Genomic DNA, 19,172 nt, shown 5'->3' on the forward strand with positions numbered 1-19,172 from the left:
CTTCCTAGAATGAAATAATGTAATACATATAGCTAATGAAAGCGGCTAATAACAGCCCTCCTTCTATACGGTTTATTTGTCGAGATCCTGTGAAACTTAGGCTCATAAGAATAAGCGCGGCAGTGGCTGCTAACATGATATAGATGTCTCGTTGTGCAATATTCAAATCTAGAGAAGCTGGGTTTAAAATGCCAGCAATGGATAAAACCGCGAGTATGTTAAAGATATTAGAGCCGATGATGTTACCAAGGGCGAGGTCATCTTCTTTTTTTAATACGCCAGCAATACATGCAGCAAGTTCAGGCAAACTGGTTCCGATCGCTATGATTGTTAGCCCAATTAATAAGTCGCTCATGCCAAAAAATTTTGCGATATCGACAGCTGAGCCGACAAGGTAGTGTGAGCTGACGGGTAACAATACCATACCAACGACTAACCAAAATACGGCTTTCTTCGTAGGGACATTTTCAGGCACTTCGTCACAAGCTTCATTAACTAGAGGATCGTTTTGATTGCCTTTTTGTTTTGTGATGATGATTAACGTCAGTAAAAATAGTACAAAGCCGACCAATAATAGGGAACCTTCAATCAAACTGAAGTAATTATCGCTTATGATGAACCATGCTGCTAATGAGACAATGACAAGTAACGGCATTTCACGCTTGAGGATCCCTGAACTAACAGATAATGGACGTAATAACGCAGTGATCCCTAATACGAGTAAAATGTTTGCGATATTTGAGCCTATCGCGTTGCCTACCGCTGTATCTGTTTTATTAGCCAAAGCCGCTTGACCTGCTACCATCATTTCAGGTGCTGATGAGCCCATTGCGACGACCGTTAAGCCGACTATCAATGTTGGTACTCCAAAGTTACGAGCGAGTGCAGCCGCGCCAAAAACAAAACGATCAGCACTCCAGACTAGGGCTGCAAAACCAAGAATGAGGATAATAAAAGATAGAACCATTAAAATTATGCCAAGTGATAAAGTGTCATTGATGCAAATAGTAACAAATGCGACAAAAAAAGTATAAATAAAAGGAGGTTGTTCATATTGATAGCAAGGGGGCTCGGTAACATTGAAAGAGACATGTTATATTACAAAATTTTACGAAATGTATTTTCCCTCGGGCGGCAAAAAATCGTATTATGACATAATTAGTCAAACTAGATGTGGAGAGCGACTTGTCGCAAGCAATAGTTGAGATCAAGGATGTGACATTTTCACGTGGTGAAAAGACCATCTATAAGAATATGAGTTTCTCGGTACCAAAAGGGAAAATTACGGCGATTATGGGCCCCAGTGGTATTGGTAAGACAACGATGTTACGTTTGATTGGTGGTCAACTCAAGCCAGATAGTGGGGATATTTTATTTGAAGGCAAGAGCATTCCCAGTATGACACGTGCTGCATTGTATGATGCACGCAAGAATATGAGTATGCTTTTTCAAAGTGGCGCACTTTTTACAGATATGTCTGTTTTTGACAATATCGCTTTTCCGTTGCGTGAACATACTACATTAAATGAAGAATTGATCCGCTTAGTTGTATTAATGAAATTGCAAGCCGTCGGATTACGTGGGGCTCGTGACTTAATGCCATCAGAATTGTCGGGGGGGATGGCGCGTCGTGTTGCACTCGCGAGAGCGATTGCATTGGACCCTGAATTAATTATGTATGATGAACCTTTTGCTGGACAAGACCCTATTTCAATGGGGGTCTTGGTCAAGTTAATTAAATCCTTAAACGAAGTGCTCGGGTTGTCATCACTTATCGTGACTCATGATGTAACTGAGGTATTAAGTATTGCCGAGCACGTAATTATTATTGCGGAACAGGGGGTTATTGGAAGTGGTACAGCGCAAGAAATGCTTGCTCATCGTTCTCAGCTAGTTCAGCAATTCTTACAAGGTTTATCTGACGGACCGGTGCCATTCCACCAACCTGCAAATCCTTATGAGCAAGAGCTATTGAGCGGAGGTGCTGTGTGATTAACTTTTTTCAGAAGTTAGGTCATAAAACACTGGGTCGATTTGCATCGTTAGGACGCTCGACTAGCATGTTATTTGGCGCATTGGTTAACATGCCAAATATAAGAAAGGGCACGCCGCTGCTTATCCGCCAGCTTTATATGATTGGTCACCAGTCACTTTTAATTATCATGGTTTCAGGACTCTTCATTGGCATGGTCTTGGCGTTACAAGGCTATACTGTGTTGGTTGGCTATGGTGCGGAGGATAGCTTAGGGCCTTTGGTCGCATTGAGTTTATTACGAGAACTGGGTCCGGTAGTAACGGCATTGCTTTTTGCCGGAAGAGCGGGCAGTGCTTTAACGGCTGAAATCGGTTTGATGAAAGCAACAGAGCAACTTTCTAGTTTAGAGATGATGGCTATTGACCCATTAAAGCGCGTTATCGCTCCTCGGTTTTGGGCTGGATTTATTAGTATGCCATTGCTTGCTTTGATATTTTCCGCAGTGGCCATTTTAGGTGCGCATTTGGTTGGTGTTGATTGGTTAGGCGTTGATTCTGGTAGTTTCTGGTCGATCATGCAAGCACAAGTGTCGTTCGAAAAAGATATTCTCAATGGTATTATTAAGAGTTTTGTTTTTGCATTGGTAGTGACTTGGATCGCACTTTATAAAGGCTATGACTGTATTCCCACATCAGAAGGGATCAGTAAAGCAACAACAGAAACGGTTGTACATTCTTCATTGGCAGTGCTTGGGTTTGATTTCTTACTCACTGCTGTCATGTTTTCAGGTTAAAAGGTTTTAAATCGTCATGAATACACGGAAAATAGAAATTTTAGTTGGATTGTTTGTTGCTTTAGGCGTGCTGGCATTTGCGGTACTTGCACTGAAAGTGGCGAATTCAGGTATTAGCGGTAGTGGTGAAACATACACATTAAACGCTAAATTTGAAAATATCGGCTCCTTAAAAGCCAGAGCTCCAATTAAAGTCGGTGGAGTTGTTATTGGTCGAGTTGAAGGTATTAGCATTCACCCTCAAGAGTTTGTGCCTGTGGTCAATATGACGATAGATGCAAATTATGAGTGTCAGTTTTCAGATACAACCTCAGTGTCAATTTTAACATCGGGGATTTTAGGTGAGCAGTATTTAGGCATTTCTCCGGTGATTGCTTCAGAGTCAGCTCGTCAGTCTTGTTTTGGGTATGAGGTTGCGCATGATGATGCTTCTGATGAGCTAGAAGACTTATTTGGAGTTGAAAGTAAAGCTCTGAGAAACGGAGATTTAATCACAGATACAAAATCAGCACTGGTATTGGAAGAGTTAATCGGTCAATTCTTATTTAACCAAGGTAGTGAATAATGATGATGCTTCGTAAGTGGATTTGCGTATTTGCAGGGTTGTTGGCAATGGTTAGTATGCAAAGCCTGGCTAAAGTTGATTTAAGTGATCCTTATAGCATGGTGCAACAAGTTGCTGATAACACATTTAAGCGCGTGGCGCGAGATCAAGAAAAGGTGCAAAAAAATAAAGAGCACCTACGGGTGATCGTGAAAGAGGAGCTGATGCCGTATATTGATTATAAATATGCCGCTTATCGAGTGTTGGGAAGCTACATACAAAAAATTCGTACAATGGAAAATAAAAAAGATAAAGCACAAGCAATTAAACATGTGCGTACTTTTATTGATGTTTTTCAACGTTACTTAGTCGCAACGTATGCTGGCGTATTTACTCAATACACAGATCAGAAAGTAGAATTTGGGGCCGTAAAAGACTTTTCAAAAGATGATGTCGCAATCGTTAAAACGAAGATAATCGAAGCAGGTAAACCTGATATTCGTATCGATTTTAAAGTGCGTAAAGGGAAAAATAATGAATGGCGAGCTTATGACATGATGGCGGAAGGAATTAGTTTGTTGGATGCTAAGCAAACAGAACTGCACGGTATTTTACGTCAGCAGGGTATTGAGCATGTGATTCAGTTGCTCGATAAGAAAAGTCGACTTCCAGTACAATTTAGGGGGGATGATGGCAGCAACTAAGGTTCACTTTAAATCACAAAGTGATGGCATCATTTATGTCAATGGTGAATTGACCAGAAATAGCTTAACAGATGAACGACTTCTTAACCGACAGTTAGAAAGTGCCCAATCAACCCTCTATTTTGACCTTTCTAACGTATCAAGGGTTGACACAGCGGGCTTAGCTTGGTTAATTCACTCTTTAGGTAAATTGCAGCAACAAGATAAACGTCTTGAGCTTAAGAATATACCTGAACAATTGCGCAATTTGATGGCATTGGGTCAGGTTTCAACCTTATTTGAGTGAATATAATGGAAATAAACGAAGTCGAAACATTATTAAAAGAGGCGCTGTCGCTTAATGAAGTGGTAGTTAAAGCGAATGGAAGTCATTATGAAGTGATTGCCGTTGGAGCATGTTTTGATGGGCTTAGCCGCGTTAAAAAACAACAGTTAGTATATGGACCACTGATGGATACTATTTCAGATGGGACGATTCATGCTGTAAGTATTAAAGCATTTACGCCAACGGAGTGGCAAAGAGAACGTAAGTTTATCCTTCCACAATAAGAGGCCTCGATGGATCAGTTTATTATCCAAGGTGGCACTACTTTAGCGGGTGAAGTCACAATATCAGGTGCAAAAAACGCTGCATTGCCCATTTTATTTGCTGCATTACTAGCAAATGGTAAAAGCCGTTTTAGCAATGTCCCTCAATTACGTGATATAGGCACAACGGAAGCGCTTTTGAAGACACTGGGGGCTGGTGTTGCTTGGCAAGGAAGTGTACTTGAAATAGATGGTAGTTGTGTTGATAAAGTACTTGCTCCCTATGAGCTTGTAAAGCAAATGCGTGCATCAGTACTTGCTTTGGGGCCTTTACTGGCTCGTTTCGGTGAAGCTCAGGTGTCTTTACCTGGAGGCTGTGCAATCGGTGCTAGGCCTGTTGATATTCATATCAAAGGCTTAGAGCGTATGGGGGCTGAAATAACTGTTGAAAATGGTTATATCAATGCCAAATCGATCGGGCGCTTGCAGGGCGCTGAAATATATATGGAAATGGTGAGTGTTGGAGCGACAGAAAACCTGTTGATGGCGGCAACATTGGCTGACGGCGTAACAGTTTTAGAAAATGCAGCTCAAGAACCTGAAATAGTCAATTTAGCTGAGTGCTTGATTGCTATGGGGGCGAATATCAAAGGGGCTGGTACTAGTCGCATTGAGGTACAAGGGGTCGAGCAGCTCTTAGGGTGCGAACATAGAATCCTACCAGATCGAATTGAAACGGGGACTTTCTTAGTTGCCGCGGCGATGGCGAAAGGCGAAGTCTTGTGTAAGAGTACGGATCACACGAGTTTAGAGCCTGTGCTAGAAAAGCTTAGAGCTGCGAATGCATTGGTGGAAGTGACTGCAGACAGTATTTATGTTGATATGCGACAGCGTGCGTTGCAGGCTGTAAACATTAAGACAATGCCACATCCAGGGTTCCCTACGGATATGCAGGCTCAATTTACCGCATTGAATGTTGTTGCGCAGGGTAGTGCAACTATCACTGAAACTATTTTTGAGAACCGTTTTATGCATGTGCCAGAGCTGCAAAGAATGGGCGCAAATATTCGTTTAGAGGGCAATACAGCGATCTGTGGAGAAACCGATAAACTAAGTGGTGCGCAAGTCATGGCAACAGATCTGCGAGCTTCTGCAAGCTTGATATTGACAGGGATAGTAGCTAGTGGTGAAACAGTGGTTGATCGCATCTATCATGTTGACCGCGGCTATCAAAGAATCGAAGATAAGCTAAGTAAGCTTGGTGCTAATATTAAAAGAAAGCACAATTAACACTTTCTGAGTGATTAAGAAAAAAGCGAGCTTAAGCTCGCTTTTTTCTTGGGTTATTATATATAAACCGCTACTGGGTTCTGCTTTCAAGTTTTGCAACTGTGACTTGAAAAGTTAATAGCTCGGTATTTCGGTATGCTTCGAACTCTAATATGGTGCCAGGGCGAGTGTTACCAATAAATTTAAGTGTTTGCTGCGGGTTGGTGACAGCATTACCTGCAACTTTGACAATGATGTCATTATCTTGCATGCCTGATTGCCATGCAGGCCCTAAGGGGTCTATGTTATTAACTCTGAGCCCAACCACTTTGGTGTATAAGTCAGTAACGACTTTACCCGTGCTATCGACCGCATTTCCGGTGAATCCAAGGTATCCGCGAACCACTCTGCCATCACGTTTTAATTTCTCCATGACTTCTTTAGCAAGTGAGTAGGGAATCGCAAAGGAAATCCCTTGAATGTCGATATTATAGCGAGTTCTAAATTGGGCTGAAGTGAGCCCGACCAATGTGCCATTTGAATTTATTAATGCGCCGCCTGAGTTGCCGACATTCACGGCCGCATCCATTTGTAATAGGCTGCTATAAGAATTGTCCGGAGTCAGTTTCTTCCCCGTTGCGCTGATCACACCTTGAGTAATAGTTTGACCCAAATTTAGTGGATTACCAATCGCTAAGACAACATCACCAACTCGAGGATTGAAAGTGTCATCCATTGGAATAACGGGAAGGTGTTGCTCATCGATTTTTAATAAGGCTAAGTCAGTTACTGTATCAAAACCAATCACTTGAACTTCATTGAAAATACGTCCGTCAGTTAAAATGACCATGATTTGATCTGCATTATTGACCACGTGGTAGTTTGTTAATATGTAACCGTCGTTTGACATGATGACGCCAGATCCGAGCTCTTGTGTGGTATTTGCACGCTTAAACCTAGGAACAGAGGTGATCCCTTCAGAAAAAATAGTGACTACAGCGGGGGAGGCTTTTTCAACCGCATCAGCAAAGCTCATATGAGTATTACTATATCGGCTTGATACATCAATTTTAGGCAGCACTGCGCTGCGTAAGTTTGGCGTGAACCAAATGATTAAAAAAGCAATGCCGAGGCCTGCTAGCAATGGCGGCATAATAAAGCGAAGTAGTTTAAGCACAGTCGTAATCTATTTATATTTATTTATTGTTTATGATGGCACAAATAAAAACACAGCGGCAAGAACCACTGTGTTTTTTTATTGAAAAAGTGATTATTGAATTAAAAGAAATACCGAGTCGCGACCTCTTTTAATGCCGAGGACGATATTTCCTTGGATGTCCTCAATTAAGCTGCCCATTTCTCGGATGCTGTCAATCCGTTGTCGATTCACTTGCATAATTACATCGCCTTCTTCTAATCCAACGCGTGCAGCGGGAGAGCGAGCTTCAACTGATGAAACTATCACGCCTTTATTCCCCTCACGTTCTCCGCTTTCAAGTACTGCGCCGCGCAACATAGGATGGACTTTATCGGCTTGGGCTTGTAGTTCACCTTGTCCTTTGAGCGTGACGTTAATCGAACGGGTTTTCCCATCGCGGTAGACTCCCACTTTGACGGTACGTCCCTCTCCGATGGTTGCAATTTTACTTGCCAATTCGGCGAAACTTTGAATATCGTCACCATTGACTGACACAATAACGTCATTTGCTAATATCCCAGCTTCACTGGCTGCAGAATCATTGACAACTTGTGCAACATAAGCCCCTTGCTTTACATCAAAGCCTTGTGCTTTAGCAATACCTGCATCTAATGTCCTACCTTGAATACCGAGAGAGCCACGCCTAACCTGACCAAACTCCACTATTTGGTCAACTAAGTTCTTCATCATATTGGAAGGGATAGCAAAACCAATGCCCACATTACCACCAGATGCTCCTAAAATCGCAGTATTAATACCAATTAGTTCGCCTTTTAAGTTAACTAAAGCACCACCAGAGTTTCCTTGGTTAATTGCTGCATCGGTTTGTATAAAGTCTTCATACCCTTCAATGTTTAAACCACTTCGACCAAGCGCACTTACAATCCCTGATGTAACCGTATGGCTCAGTCCGAAAGGGTTACCTATTGCTACCGCAAAATCCCCAACTCGTAGCACATCGGAGTTCGCGAGTTTTACTTCTGTAAGTTCTTCTGATTCAATCTCTAATAATGCAATGTCAGATTCTTTGTCAGTGCCAACTAATTTAGCATCAAATTCTCTACCATCTTCTAAAGTAACAATGATTTTTTCAGCATCAGCAATCACATGGTTATTGGTGACGACATAACCTTCACTTGCATCAATGATGACACCTGAACCTAATCCACTGAATTGACGCTTTTGGCTGCGAGGTTGAGGTTGGCCAAAAAAATAATCAAATGGGTCAACGCGGCGACGCACTTCTTTTGCGCCAGAAACTTGGATGCTAACGACCCCTGGGGTAACACGCTCTAGCATAGGGGCTAGGGTCGGTAAGGTTTGGCCATTAACAGCAACAGGCAATTTAGCGAAAGAGACACTGGGATTTAATAAGAAAGTTGAAGATAAAAGTGTCGCTGATAATAACGAGAATTTCAATTTCATAGTCAATAAGTACTCCGAAAAAAGCAGTTAGTTATTGAAAAGACATTGGAACATAATTATCGGACCAACGTCAATTCGCTATTTGGTTATCTGTACTTACTGACTATGGGGTCAAAAAAAAGTTCATCAAGATACTTTTGTTTGCTCATTTTCTAAACTTTCACCAGAAAAAATACCCGATTCGCCTTCTACATAGTCAACGGGTTGTGCTGAGTCATCAGAGCGATTACTTGCTCTTCTGCGTTCAGGCCGGCTTTTTAGAGAAGCATGAAGCTGCTCTGTTGTTTCTTTGGAAAAGAATGGCTCACTTGGGTGAGTTGGCTTTTCAGTTAATAGCACTTGATCTGTTTGTTCTACATGGCTAAATAGTTGCGTGTAGCTTTCTTGCATCTTGCTCATCAGTTTTTTTGTACTGGCTAAGTGATCAGAGACATCTTGACGATATTGTTCTAATTCACTTTTTGCTTGAATAGCTTGCTGTTCTAATTCCGTTTGTTTCAATTGTTTTCTAGTGACTTGAGCACCAATAAAAAAACTAACAACACCTGTAATAATCAAAAGTCCTAACCAAACGATGGTTGTCATATTTCTCTCCTATGAATTATCGCAGTCTCAGTTAAAAAATTAGAACCGTATATTTGCGATAAGAATAAAATCTACCTAGTTGTTCAATATACGCGTAGATTGGTTGCGTGTTAATATAGAGAACAAATAAAAACGGTTAACAGTGTAAAAAATGATGACTCCTTGGCAAAAATATCAACAAGACCTACAAACGGAAGATTTCCAGTATGACAGTGCACAAGAAAATGCGGTTAAGCATTTGCAACGTTTGTATGATGATTTATGCGCCCAACCAGTCGCCCCTTCGGGCAGTTTTCTATCTCGTATTTTTGCTAAGAAACCAGAGCCAAAAAAAATTAAAGGATTGTATTTTTGGGGAGGTGTTGGCCGAGGGAAAACATATTTAGTTGATACGTTTTTTGAAGCATTGCCCAGCGAGAGGAAAATGCGTGTGCATTTTCACCGTTTTATGCATCGTGTTCACGATGAATTAAAAAAACTTCAAGATGTTAAAAATCCACTTGAAGTCGTTGCTGATATTTTTAAAAAAGAAACCGATATTATATGTTTTGATGAATTTTTTGTGCAAGATATCACCGATGCGATGTTACTAGGAGGCTTGATGCAGGCGCTTTTTGCTCGTGATATAGTTTTGGTGGCCACCTCAAACATTGTACCCGATGATTTATATCGAAATGGCCTGCAACGCGCGCGATTTTTACCCGCAATAGAGCTTGTTAACGCCAATACTGAAGTCGTGAATGTGGACTCTGGTATTGATTACCGATTACGTACACTTGAACAAGCTGAAATATTTCATAGTCCCTTAGACAAAAAAGCGGATGATAATTTATTTGCTTATTTTGATAAGTTATCTCCAGAGCCTGGGCGAGTGGATGAGGCCATTGAAATTGAAGGGCGCTTAATTAACACGCGCAAAGTGTCAGACTGTATTGTCATGTTTGATTTTACACAGTTGTGTGAAACTGCGCGCTCACAAGTGGATTATATGGAAATTAGTCGTCTATATAACACCGTGATTTTATCCAATGTAAAGCAATTGAGCCAACAGAATGACGATGCCGCTCGGCGTTTTATTGCGTTAGTGGATGAGTTTTATGAGCGAAATGTGACGCTTATCATATCGGCACAAGCACCTATCACAGAGTTGTATTCTACCGGCACACTCGAGTTTGAGTTCAAACGGTGTATCAGCCGTTTACAAGAAATGCAATCGCTTGATTATTTGGCGCGTGAACATCTCGCTTAGTTAAATGATCAAGCCATCGTAACGTGTGAAACCAACGAAAAGCAATTTTTTTGTGGAAAAAACAATCGCGCGCTAGTCAATCTCCTTATGAGTTGCTATAATCCGCGGCCTGCCACGTTGCGTTCTATTGCCCTCGTCGGCTTAGCCACTGACTTGAGCGGCAAAAAGTCTTCAACTCGAAGGGGTTAAAGCACTATATAGTAAAGCGATAACCATTTTGGTTATCTGTGGTTTTAATTGAAAACATTGGATTTTTTAGATGAAAACGTTTGTTGCTAAACCAGATACAGTAAAACGTGACTGGTACGTAGTTGACGCTGAAGGTAAAACTTTAGGTCGTATCGCTACTGAAATCGCTAGTCGCCTACGCGGAAAGCATAAAGCTGAATACACTCCACACGTAGATACTGGTGATTATATCATCGTTATCAACGCTGAAAAAGTTACTGTAACTGGTAACAAATTCAAAAACAAAGTGTACTACGCACACTCTGGTTTCCCAGGTGGACTTAAGTCTGTAACTTTCGATAAGCTTCAAGCTGCTAAGCCTGAAATGATTATTGAGAAAGCGGTTAAAGGCATGTTACCTCGCGGCCCTCTAGGTCGTGAAATGTACCGTAAGCTTAAAGTTTACGTTGGTAATGAGCACAACCACGCGGCACAACAGCCGCAGGTTCTAGACATTTAAGGAGCACATCATGGCAAATCAATACTACGGTACAGGTCGTCGTAAAAGTTCAAGTGCTCGCGTATTCTTACGCCCAGGCACTGGCAACATCGTAATCAATAAGCGCTCACTAGATGAGTACTTTGGTCGTGAAACAGCTCGTATGGTTGTTCGTCAAGCTCTTGAGCTTGTAGACATGACTGAAAAGTTTGACCTTTACATCACTGTTGAAGGTGGTGGTACAACAGGTCAAGCTGGCGCAATCCGTCACGGTATTACTCGTGCACTTATGGAGTTTGACGAGTCACTACGTCCTACACTTCGTAAAGCTGGCTTTGTTACTCGCGATGCTCGTAAAGTTGAGCGTAAGAAAGTGGGTCTACACAAAGCGCGTAAGCGTCCTCAGTTCTCAAAGCGTTAATTTTTTACGTTTCAAGAATTCAAAAACCCAGCTTGTGCTGGGTTTTTTGTTTTTACTGATTAACCCTGCTCACCTAAAGTTGCCTTTTTATACGACGGTCTGTCGTTTAAATTATCCTCAATATACTAATATCCCGTTTTTATTGACAAAAAAAGTTCAATATTTATTACATTTAGTGCAAATCTGTCGATAACTCAGCGCTTTTTTTTGCTACAATTGCAGGGCAAGTAAAGTGAGTGAGTTTCAACGGGAATTCTGTAGAGGGCATTTTTTCATACAGAGGTTGATCTTGGTCAGTAAATTGTTGTTATTGAAGCGATATCATAAGAGATTAGCTTTTTGCTCTGGTTAACTTAGACTGTGTTGTTTGGTTTATCGGATCATTAGGTTTGAATAACCTTGTTTTAATCAAGGGATTTATTTATGATCGCGTCTATTTTGTAGTTTCTTAAAATTAACCTGCTGTAACGATGTTCTCAATATAGCAAGTGTTGAGATTCATAGTGGAGATAAGTGGATGAGCAATGCGCCTGTAGACAATGGCCGACGTCGCTTTTTAACCATAGCTACCTCTGTTGTAGGTGGTGTTGGTGCGGCTGGGGCTGCTGTTCCCTTTATTGCGTCTTGGAATCCAAGTGAGCGAGCTAAATCTGCAGGTGCGCCTGTAGAAGTGGATATCAGCAAACTTGAGCCTGGACAATTAATTCGTGTTGAGTGGAGAGGTAAGCCTGTTTGGGTTATTTCTCGTACCCCAAAAATGTTAGAAGAGATGAAAGCTCATGAAGGGCAACTTCGTGATCCTGCTTCTGAAGAACCTCAACAACTCGATTCAGCTAAAAATCCATATCGCTCTAAGCGTCCGGAGATTTTTGTTGCGGTCGGTATTTGTACACACCTAGGCTGTTCACCTAGCTTCCTGCAAGGTGGCTTTGGTGAAAAAGTTGAAGGTACAGAGGATGGTTTCTTCTGCCCATGTCATGGTTCTAAATTTGATATGGCTGGTCGAGTATTCCAAGCGGTTCCTGCACCGTTAAACCTTGAGATCCCTCCATACACCTTTATTGATGACACCACGATTATCGTTGGTGAAGAAGAAGGGGTAGCGTAATGGCTGAAAACTCTAAAGCAGCTTCAGGCGTTGTAGGTAACGTCATTAACTGGATCGATGACCGTATTCCAATGACTCGCGTCTGGAATATGCACATTGCTCAATATCCTGCACCAAAGAATTTTAACTTTTGGTACTTATTCGGTTCATTAGCGATTCTTGTGCTAGTAAACCAAATCCTAACGGGGATTTGGTTAACCATGAACTATGTTCCATCTGCTGAAGGCGCATTTGCTTCAGTGGAGTACATCATGCGTGATGTAGAGTATGGTTGGTTACTGCGATATCTGCACTCAACAGGCGCATCTGCGTTTTTTGTGGTTGTATACTTACACATGTTCCGTGGCATGATTTACGGTTCTTATCAAAAGCCACGAGAGTTGTTGTGGTTATTTGGTATGTTTATTTTCTTAGCGCTAATGGCTGAAGCATTCATGGGTTACTTACTACCTTGGGGACAAATGTCTTTTTGGGGAGCTCAGGTAATTATCTCGCTATTTGGTGCAATTCCAGTGATTGGTGAAGACTTAACTCAGTGGATCCGTGGTGATTATGTTATTTCTGGTGCAACGCTTAACCGCTTCTTTGCATTACATGTTATTGCATTGCCTTTAGTCTTGGTTATTTTAGTATTCCTTCACATCGTAGCATTACATGAAGTTGGTTCAAATAACCCAGATGGTATTGAAATTAAACATAAAAAAGGCACTATTTCAGAAGATGAAAAGCCTAAGTTTAAGTTTCACGAGTATTATACTGATAAGAAAGATATTGTTGACGCAATTCCTTTCCACCCTTACTACACAGTGAAAGACATTTTAGGTGTAGCAGGTTTCTTAATTTTATTTTGTTGGGTTGTCTTTTTCTCTCCAGAGATGGGTGGTTTCTTCTTAGAAGCGCCAAACTTTGAAGCTGCAAATCCACTAAAAACACCAGAGCATATTTTCCCTGTTTGGTATTTCACACCATTTTATGCGATATTACGTGCCATCCCTGATAAATTAATGGGTGTTGCGGCAATGGGGGCCTCAATCGTGGTACTGGCATTGTTACCTTGGCTTGACCGTGGTTCAGTGCGCTCCATTCGTTATCGTTGTGCACTACACAAGTGGAATATAGCTCAATTTGTTGTAACGTTTGTTATTCTTGGCTGGGTTGGTGCTACACCACAAACAGACTTTAAGACAATCTTATCGCAAATTACGACTGTGACTTACTTCATGTTCTTCGTGTTACTATTTGTGTATTCAAAGAACGAGACGACTAAGCCATTGCCTACGAGGGTAACCAAATGATGAAAAAACTAGTTATCGGTTTGTTCGCATTGTTGCCAACATTTGTTATGGCAGCAGGACCATCAGTACCTTTGATGGAAGCTAATAATGATTTAACTGACAAAGCGTCACTTCAACGCGGTGCTCAGTTATTCATGAATTACTGCCTTGGTTGTCACCAAATGCAGTACCAACGTTATGAACGTACGTTCCGTGACATTGGTATTCCAACAGACATTGGCCAGGAGCAGCTAATTTTTGATGGTTCAAAAGTGGGTAGCCACATTTTGAATGCAATGGATCAAGATGATGCCGCTAAATGGTTTGGTGCAGCGCCACCAGATTTAACTTTGATTTCACGTGTTAAATCACCAGACTACATCTATACGTATTTAAAGTCGTTTTACAAAGATGAGTCGCGTCCATTTGGTGTGAATAATATTGTATTCCCATTAGTGGGTATGCCACATGTACTACAAGAATTGCAAGGTTTACCATTGCCTATTACTGAAGAAGTAGAAGAGCATGGTAAAACGGTTACGAAAGTAGTAGGTTTAAAAACAGATGGCTCAGGTGAAATGAGCACTGATGAATATGACCATGCTGCACGTGACATTACTAATTTCTTAGCTTATGTTGGTGAGCCATCTCGCCTAGAGTCTGAGTCAATTGGTATTAAGGTATTAGGGTTTTTATTAATTCTATTTATCCTTGCATTCTTCTTGAAGAAAGAATACTGGAGAGATGTTCACTAAAGCGAACAAATCTAAGGTGATTTTGTAATAGGGGCAGTAGCCCCTATTGCTGTTTAAAGTGATTTATTACTTTTGTAATTATTAATGGAGGTAGGCATGGCCGTTGCTGCCAATAAGCGCCCTGTAATGACTCTTTTCTCTGGTGCGAACTGTATGTACAGTCATCAAGTACGTATTGTACTTGCAGAGAAAGGCGTAAGTGTTGATATCCACCTAGCAGAAAAGGACAATCTGCCAGAAGCTCTTCATGAGATAAACCCTTATGGCACTGTACCAACTTTAATTGATCGTGAGCTTGGTCTTTACCGTGCAGACATCATCATGGAATATCTTGATGAGCGTTTTCCACACCCTCCACTAATGCCTGTATATCCAGTTATGCGTGGTCGCAGTCGTTTAATGATGCACCGTATTGAAAATGATTGGTATAGCCTTGCAGAAAAAATCTCAGAGGGTGGTTCTGATGCTGCTCTTGCACGTAGGGATTTAACCGAGGCCTTGTTAGCGGTTGCAGCTATCTTTACTGAAGCACCTTACTTCATGAGTGAAGAGTTTAGCTTGGTTGATTGTTATTTAGCACCGTTATTATGGCGTTTGCCAGAACTTGGTATTGAGCTTAATGGCGCAGGTGCAAAAGAGATGAAAGATTACATGCTACGTTTATTCGAGCGTGATTCGTTCCAGGCATCATTAACTGAAGCAGAACGCGAGATCAGATCATAATGACGCCAAATCGCCCATACTTATTGAGAGCATTTTTCGACTGGATTGTTGATAATGAATGCACCCCTCATTTAGTGGTTAATGCTGATTATCCTGAGGTACAAGTACCAACGCAATTTGTTCAGGATGGGCAAATAGTTTTGAATATCAGTCCTTCAGCAGTTACTGCATTTTCTTTGGATAATGAGCAACTTAGTTTTAATGCGCGATTTGGTGGTCAACCTATGCAGGTCTATGTACCTTTAGGTGCAGTATTGGCTATCTACGCTCGAGAAAATGGTGAAGGTACTGTCTTTACTCAAGAAGCATTTGATGATGCTGAGCTTGAAGAGACGCTAGAGCCCGTAGAAAGTGAAGAAACAGTATCGTCTGATCCTGTTGAAAAACCTGAGAAAAAGAAAGGTTCTCATCTACGAGTGGTCAAATAGCGACTATTTAGTCAGTAAAAAACCCGCATTCAGCGGGTTTTTTTATGCATACTTTGGTCGTTATTGAATTGGGAAAATTAGGTTCACTATTAGAGGTATTCGAATGCCTTAATAACGCGCTCCACACCACTGATATTTCTGGCGATCTCAACAGCTTGTTCTGCTTCAGCTGGCGCAACTAAGCCCATTAAGAAAACCTCTGAGTTCTCGGTCACAACTTTTATATTGTTACCACTGACGTTTTCGTCGGCTAAGAGTTTGGTTTTTACTTTAGAGGTAAGCCATGTATCGTGTGTTTGTGTTGTTAGCCCGATGTTTGTTCCAATTCGTAGTTGATTATGAACGCTACGTATTGCTGGTATCGTTTTTAATGCATTCTCAGCTTCAGCCTGCATTTCAATATTACTCACTTGCCCAACCATAAGTACAATACCATTAACACTGACCAGGCTAATATTGGCATGTTTAGATAGGCGGTCAATGCTTTTTATGGCAAGCGTTCCTTTTATTTCGATATTGTTGTCATCAATTTGTGTACCAATGGTACGACGATCATTCGCAGCCGACATTGCGCTGGCTGTACCTGCGACAACGGCTGCGGCACAGCCTTGTAAGAGAGTAAGGCTGAGTAATAACGCAATCGGTTTTATACGCATTTATTGTTCTTCCTGTGGGAATAAGGTGTCATCAATGAGCTGAGTTAAGCAGTGTATAGAAAATAAATGGGACTCAACAATACGACTTGGACGCTTACTCGGTACTCTGATTTCAACATCGGTTGGGCCAAGTAGCCCGGTCAGTTCGCCACCATCATCACCAATTAATGCAATGACTTTCATATCTTTAGTTAATGCAGCTTCCGCTGCGCTCACCACACTTTTCTCATTCCCATTTACACCAATGACGAGCAGTAAATCACCTTGTTGGCCAAAAGCTCTTACTTGACGGGCATAATGCTCCATATCATCGTCGGAGCCCATACTGCCAAGGTGTATGCTGTTCTGCGTTAAGGCAACCGCAGGTAAGCAAGGCCTTTCGGTTTCGTAGAAGTTGACTAATAACCCAGCCATGTGAGTGGCCAACATATGGCAACTGGGCACGCCACAACACACCACTTTATTACCATTAATTAAACTTTGCACAATTGTCAGTGCTGCAGCTTCTAGGGAACTGGGGAGTACTTCACCAGCTGCAATTTGTGCTTGAATACTTTCTGTAAAAATCGTTTTAATAGATTCTTGCATATCAAAAAACGCTCTTAATCCATTGTATATTGGGAGGATTCTCACCCTCGATTGCTACAAAGTCTACGCGTACTTGAGTATTATGCAACTGTTGCTCTGTCAAATACTGATAAATACTGCGCTTTAACCTTTGTTGTTTTTTATATGATAAAGCCGATAAAGCTCCACCAAATTGTGTATGTTTGCGATATTTTACTTCAATAAAAACCAAAGTATTGTTATCTCGCATAATTAAATCAATTTCACCATATCGACAATAATAATTGTTTGTTTCTGGAATCAACCCATGTTGCTGTAAGTATGATTCGGCGAGACGTTCGTAATATGAACCTTTATCTCGTGAGTTGCTAAATAGTCCTTTTAGCATATGTCTTCCTTAACGGTATAATTATTTCTTCAAGATCCTATTTTCAGCTGCGGCACTTTGCATAAATAAAGGCAACGGTGCTTGCTCGTTTAAATTGATTGTGCGGATCTGTTGTTTGTAATACTGAGCCCATTTCAACCTTCTGTGAATAGTATTATCGGATTTAATACTCAATTGCCCAGTTAGACCAATAAACTCTTTACCTGGTATTTTTGCCAGTTGCTTTATTTCACCTATAAGTGCAACGGCATCAAATGCCATTGCAAATAAACGTTGTTCTATATCAGCTTGTTCCGGCCACAGTTGCATATATTGATTTCTCAGCGCGCGGTTATCTGTTGTATTGGGCAACATCCACGGCTGTTCCGTAAAGTATAAGCCTTCTAGATCGCTTTTATCGGTGGTATCGATACGTCGGCTATAGCTACGAGAGCTTGCATATAAAGGGATCTTAGGAGCGAATGTACTGACATTGACGTCTAAATAGGGTTTCAACAGACGTGTCTCTGAAGCGTTCCCAAGTATATAAATCACATCAATGTCTCTACGAGAACGTGTTTCACTTTCTATATCCGTTTTACGATATAAACTTTCAATTGTTTTTATGCGTTGTTTAGAGTTCTCTACTTCTAATAAGTTGGCGATAACTTTGGCCATGTTCTTACTGTCGGTATATAAGCCAACTTCAGGCGCTGCTTCACTGTACAACCGCCATTGCTCGCTAAAGTGTTCCACGAGTCTTTTTCCAGAGCTAGAGTCAGGCGCGAGTAACATGGGTTTTTGGTATTTCTTGGCCAAAAAGTGAACTAAAGCCTGCTCTACTTCATGCTCAGGATTTAGTGCAAAGTAGTAATGATTTGGGTTTTGTTGGCTCTGTGAACTTTTTGTATTGAGGTGAATTGTGGGCAATACATGCAGTGTGCTGCTATCACTGAGTTTTTCAATATTGTTTTTTAATAGTGGACCAATAACAAAGTCAGCCTGGTTTTGCGCTAACTGTGCTTCTATTTCTATATTCGTTTGCATTTCATCAATAAAAAAAATTTCGCTATCAGGCCAATTATCACTGGCGGCTAAAAAGCCATTTTTTAATGCGGCACCTAATCGCTCGCTTGGCCCTGACTGAGGTAAAAGTATTGCCAGCTTTTTAGTTTCATACGGTGACAATAATACCGCTTGTGTAACCTCTTTGGGCAGAATATAGCTAGCAGGGTGGTTGATAAAGCGGCGTTGCCAATTGTTCATCGCTTGGTGAAGTTCAACACCAGTACCGAGGTAAATCTGTTGGTACTTGGCTAACTTTGTCCAGCCTTGTTGCACAACAGAGCCAGTATCAAAGCGTTCTAACGCGTAGGAAGAAAGCTGTTGCAATGCCCGCCAAGTTTCGTCGTTTAAGCTCGCAAAGGTTAAGTTGTTTTGATATGCAATATCCGAAGCTTTGAAGTAATGAACCAATGCTTTTTTGGGCAATTGCTGAGAGGCATATATGCTGCCCATTAAATACTGATGCCAGCCTTGATGCTCGGGAAGTTTGAGTTGCTCTGAAAGGGTTCTTAAAATTGATAGTGCGTCAGTGTAATTCGCCATTTCTTTACGAGCGAGTGCGATGTACAGCTTATTTTGTACATGGTCGACACTGTTTTTACTTTCCAGCGCTAAACAGGCTTGTTCTAGTGTCTGCCAATCTTGTTCGATGATAGCGGCTTCTCGCGCACTATAGAGTAACTGAATTTTATGAATGCCTTGTTTGGAAATCGCTTTATTGAAAAGGCCAGATGCATTTAGTACATCAGGTATACGTTGTTGTTGATTATCTTCCGTAACTGTCACGTTTGTTGCTTTTTCGGTTGTGCTACAGGCGGATAAGCCTGACAATATACCAATTACAAGACTAATTACTTTCAGTCGCACTATG

General features: G+C 41.3%; 23 protein-coding genes. 15 read left to right on the forward strand and 8 right to left on the reverse strand.

Annotation, left to right across the window (positions count from 1 at the left end; translation table 11 throughout):
- Positions 1-4: 4 nt before the first annotated feature.
- Positions 5-967: a calcium/sodium antiporter gene (locus tag J8L97_RS05405; RefSeq protein ID WP_211048162.1), complete on the reverse strand. Its 963-nt coding sequence runs from the start codon at positions 965-967 to the stop codon at positions 5-7.
- 218 nt (positions 968-1,185) lie between these two features.
- On the opposite strand from J8L97_RS05405, the gene J8L97_RS05410 reads away from it, so the two are divergent.
- From J8L97_RS05410 to murA, 7 genes are read left to right on the forward strand one after another with little or no spacing between them, the layout of a single operon-like run.
- Positions 1,186-1,992, forward strand: coding sequence for an ATP-binding cassette domain-containing protein (locus J8L97_RS05410; protein ID WP_211048163.1), 807 nt, complete (start codon positions 1,186-1,188; stop codon positions 1,990-1,992).
- The gene (gene mlaE / locus J8L97_RS05415) at positions 1,992-2,768 is read left to right on the forward strand and encodes a lipid asymmetry maintenance ABC transporter permease subunit MlaE (RefSeq protein WP_409455150.1); all 777 of its coding nucleotides are present in this window, start codon (positions 1,992-1,994) and stop codon (positions 2,766-2,768) included. Before J8L97_RS05410 ends, mlaE begins: the two co-directional genes overlap by 1 nt.
- 16 nt (positions 2,769-2,784) lie before the next feature.
- Positions 2,785-3,333: an outer membrane lipid asymmetry maintenance protein MlaD gene (mlaD, locus tag J8L97_RS05420; protein ID WP_192506321.1), complete on the forward strand. Its 549-nt coding sequence runs from the start codon at positions 2,785-2,787 to the stop codon at positions 3,331-3,333.
- A 5-nt stretch (positions 3,334-3,338) separates the two neighbouring features.
- Positions 3,339-4,016, forward strand: a complete 678-nt coding sequence (locus tag J8L97_RS05425; RefSeq protein ID WP_211048201.1) for a phospholipid-binding protein MlaC — start codon at positions 3,339-3,341, stop codon at positions 4,014-4,016.
- On the forward strand, positions 4,003-4,302 hold the full coding sequence (locus tag J8L97_RS05430; protein WP_211048165.1) for a lipid asymmetry maintenance protein MlaB: 300 nt from the start codon (positions 4,003-4,005) through the stop codon (positions 4,300-4,302). The genes J8L97_RS05425 and J8L97_RS05430 overlap by 14 nt, the downstream gene beginning before the upstream one ends.
- A gap of 5 nt (positions 4,303-4,307) precedes the next feature.
- Positions 4,308-4,565, forward strand: coding sequence for a BolA family iron metabolism protein IbaG (gene ibaG / locus J8L97_RS05435; protein WP_211048166.1), 258 nt, complete (start codon positions 4,308-4,310; stop codon positions 4,563-4,565).
- Positions 4,566-4,574: 9 nt separating this feature from the next.
- Complete coding sequence (murA, locus tag J8L97_RS05440) at positions 4,575-5,834, forward strand: UDP-N-acetylglucosamine 1-carboxyvinyltransferase (RefSeq protein WP_211048167.1); 1,260 nt, start codon at positions 4,575-4,577, stop codon at positions 5,832-5,834.
- A gap of 70 nt (positions 5,835-5,904) precedes the next feature.
- Here murA and J8L97_RS05445 read toward each other — a convergent pair whose 3' ends face one another.
- The 3 genes from J8L97_RS05445 to J8L97_RS05455 form a co-directional block, all read right to left on the reverse strand.
- Complete coding sequence (locus J8L97_RS05445; protein ID WP_192506325.1) at positions 5,905-6,990, reverse strand: trypsin-like peptidase domain-containing protein; 1,086 nt, start codon at positions 6,988-6,990, stop codon at positions 5,905-5,907.
- 93 nt (positions 6,991-7,083) lie between these two features.
- Positions 7,084-8,436 (reverse strand): DegQ family serine endoprotease, encoded by a 1,353-nt coding sequence (locus tag J8L97_RS05450; RefSeq protein ID WP_211048168.1) that lies wholly within the window; start codon positions 8,434-8,436, stop codon positions 7,084-7,086.
- A 126-nt stretch (positions 8,437-8,562) separates the two neighbouring features.
- Entirely contained in the window at positions 8,563-9,021 is a 459-nt protein-coding gene (locus J8L97_RS05455; RefSeq protein WP_210995844.1) for a YhcB family protein, read from the reverse strand.
- A 154-nt stretch (positions 9,022-9,175) separates the two neighbouring features.
- Here J8L97_RS05455 and zapE point away from each other — a divergent pair, with 154 nt between their 5' ends.
- The 8 genes from zapE (at position 9,176) to J8L97_RS05495 (ending at position 15,646) form a co-directional block, all read left to right on the forward strand.
- Positions 9,176-10,270, forward strand: coding sequence for a cell division protein ZapE (gene zapE, locus J8L97_RS05460; RefSeq protein ID WP_192506545.1), 1,095 nt, complete (start codon positions 9,176-9,178; stop codon positions 10,268-10,270).
- A 259-nt stretch (positions 10,271-10,529) separates the two neighbouring features.
- On the forward strand, positions 10,530-10,958 hold the full coding sequence (gene rplM, locus J8L97_RS05465; protein WP_010361380.1) for a 50S ribosomal protein L13: 429 nt from the start codon (positions 10,530-10,532) through the stop codon (positions 10,956-10,958).
- Between the two features lie 7 nt (positions 10,959-10,965).
- Entirely contained in the window at positions 10,966-11,358 is a 393-nt protein-coding gene (gene rpsI / locus J8L97_RS05470; protein ID WP_171041054.1) for a 30S ribosomal protein S9, read from the forward strand.
- Positions 11,359-11,875: 517 nt separating this feature from the next.
- Positions 11,876-12,466: a ubiquinol-cytochrome c reductase iron-sulfur subunit gene (petA, locus tag J8L97_RS05475; protein WP_119860956.1), complete on the forward strand. Its 591-nt coding sequence runs from the start codon at positions 11,876-11,878 to the stop codon at positions 12,464-12,466.
- Complete coding sequence (locus J8L97_RS05480) at positions 12,466-13,761, forward strand: cytochrome b N-terminal domain-containing protein (protein WP_192506328.1); 1,296 nt, start codon at positions 12,466-12,468, stop codon at positions 13,759-13,761. The genes petA and J8L97_RS05480 overlap by 1 nt, the downstream gene beginning before the upstream one ends.
- The gene (locus J8L97_RS05485) at positions 13,758-14,495 is read left to right on the forward strand and encodes a cytochrome c1 (RefSeq protein WP_192506329.1); all 738 of its coding nucleotides are present in this window, start codon (positions 13,758-13,760) and stop codon (positions 14,493-14,495) included. Before J8L97_RS05480 ends, J8L97_RS05485 begins: the two co-directional genes overlap by 4 nt.
- Positions 14,496-14,591: 96 nt before the next feature.
- The gene (sspA, locus tag J8L97_RS05490) at positions 14,592-15,218 is read left to right on the forward strand and encodes a stringent starvation protein SspA (protein ID WP_192506330.1); all 627 of its coding nucleotides are present in this window, start codon (positions 14,592-14,594) and stop codon (positions 15,216-15,218) included.
- Positions 15,218-15,646 (forward strand): ClpXP protease specificity-enhancing factor, encoded by a 429-nt coding sequence (locus J8L97_RS05495; RefSeq protein ID WP_211048169.1) that lies wholly within the window; start codon positions 15,218-15,220, stop codon positions 15,644-15,646. The genes sspA and J8L97_RS05495 overlap by 1 nt, the downstream gene beginning before the upstream one ends.
- An 89-nt stretch (positions 15,647-15,735) precedes the next feature.
- On the opposite strand, the gene dolP is transcribed toward J8L97_RS05495, so the two are convergent.
- From dolP to J8L97_RS05515, 4 genes are read right to left on the reverse strand one after another with little or no spacing between them, the layout of a single operon-like run.
- Positions 15,736-16,302, reverse strand: coding sequence for a division/outer membrane stress-associated lipid-binding lipoprotein (dolP, locus tag J8L97_RS05500; RefSeq protein ID WP_211048170.1), 567 nt, complete (start codon positions 16,300-16,302; stop codon positions 15,736-15,738).
- The gene (locus tag J8L97_RS05505) at positions 16,303-16,890 is read right to left on the reverse strand and encodes an SIS domain-containing protein (RefSeq protein ID WP_211048171.1); all 588 of its coding nucleotides are present in this window, start codon (positions 16,888-16,890) and stop codon (positions 16,303-16,305) included.
- A 1-nt stretch (position 16,891) separates the two neighbouring features.
- A complete protein-coding gene (locus tag J8L97_RS05510; RefSeq protein ID WP_192506334.1) occupies positions 16,892-17,257 on the reverse strand; it encodes a YraN family protein in 366 nt (121 codons plus the stop codon).
- Positions 17,258-17,278: 21 nt separating this feature from the next.
- Complete coding sequence (locus J8L97_RS05515) at positions 17,279-19,168, reverse strand: penicillin-binding protein activator (protein WP_211048172.1); 1,890 nt, start codon at positions 19,166-19,168, stop codon at positions 17,279-17,281.
- Between the last annotated feature and the right edge of the window lie 4 nt (positions 19,169-19,172).

The sequence above is a fragment of the Pseudoalteromonas sp. MMG012 genome (assembly GCF_018100875.1).
Lineage (GTDB): Bacteria > Pseudomonadota > Gammaproteobacteria > Enterobacterales > Alteromonadaceae > Pseudoalteromonas > Pseudoalteromonas aurantia.

Coding starts and splice junctions, on each gene's coding strand:
- J8L97_RS05405 (WP_211048162.1), bottom strand. CDS start 967: ATGGTTCTATCTTTTATTATCCTCATTCTTGGTTTTGCAGCCCTAGTC.
- mlaD (WP_192506321.1), top strand. CDS start 2,785: ATGAATACACGGAAAATAGAAATTTTAGTTGGATTGTTTGTTGCTTTA.
- J8L97_RS05425 (WP_211048201.1), top strand. CDS start 3,339: ATGCTTCGTAAGTGGATTTGCGTATTTGCAGGGTTGTTGGCAATGGTT.
- J8L97_RS05430 (WP_211048165.1), top strand. CDS start 4,003: ATGGCAGCAACTAAGGTTCACTTTAAATCACAAAGTGATGGCATCATT.
- ibaG (WP_211048166.1), top strand. CDS start 4,308: ATGGAAATAAACGAAGTCGAAACATTATTAAAAGAGGCGCTGTCGCTT.
- murA (WP_211048167.1), top strand. CDS start 4,575: ATGGATCAGTTTATTATCCAAGGTGGCACTACTTTAGCGGGTGAAGTC.
- J8L97_RS05450 (WP_211048168.1), bottom strand. CDS start 8,436: ATGAAATTGAAATTCTCGTTATTATCAGCGACACTTTTATCTTCAACT.
- J8L97_RS05455 (WP_210995844.1), bottom strand. CDS start 9,021: ATGACAACCATCGTTTGGTTAGGACTTTTGATTATTACAGGTGTTGTT.
- zapE (WP_192506545.1), top strand. CDS start 9,176: ATGACTCCTTGGCAAAAATATCAACAAGACCTACAAACGGAAGATTTC.
- rplM (WP_010361380.1), top strand. CDS start 10,530: ATGAAAACGTTTGTTGCTAAACCAGATACAGTAAAACGTGACTGGTAC.
- petA (WP_119860956.1), top strand. CDS start 11,876: ATGAGCAATGCGCCTGTAGACAATGGCCGACGTCGCTTTTTAACCATA.
- J8L97_RS05480 (WP_192506328.1), top strand. CDS start 12,466: ATGGCTGAAAACTCTAAAGCAGCTTCAGGCGTTGTAGGTAACGTCATT.
- J8L97_RS05485 (WP_192506329.1), top strand. CDS start 13,758: ATGATGAAAAAACTAGTTATCGGTTTGTTCGCATTGTTGCCAACATTT.
- sspA (WP_192506330.1), top strand. CDS start 14,592: ATGGCCGTTGCTGCCAATAAGCGCCCTGTAATGACTCTTTTCTCTGGT.
- J8L97_RS05495 (WP_211048169.1), top strand. CDS start 15,218: ATGACGCCAAATCGCCCATACTTATTGAGAGCATTTTTCGACTGGATT.
- dolP (WP_211048170.1), bottom strand. CDS start 16,302: ATGCGTATAAAACCGATTGCGTTATTACTCAGCCTTACTCTCTTACAA.
- J8L97_RS05505 (WP_211048171.1), bottom strand. CDS start 16,890: ATGCAAGAATCTATTAAAACGATTTTTACAGAAAGTATTCAAGCACAA.
- J8L97_RS05510 (WP_192506334.1), bottom strand. CDS start 17,257: ATGCTAAAAGGACTATTTAGCAACTCACGAGATAAAGGTTCATATTAC.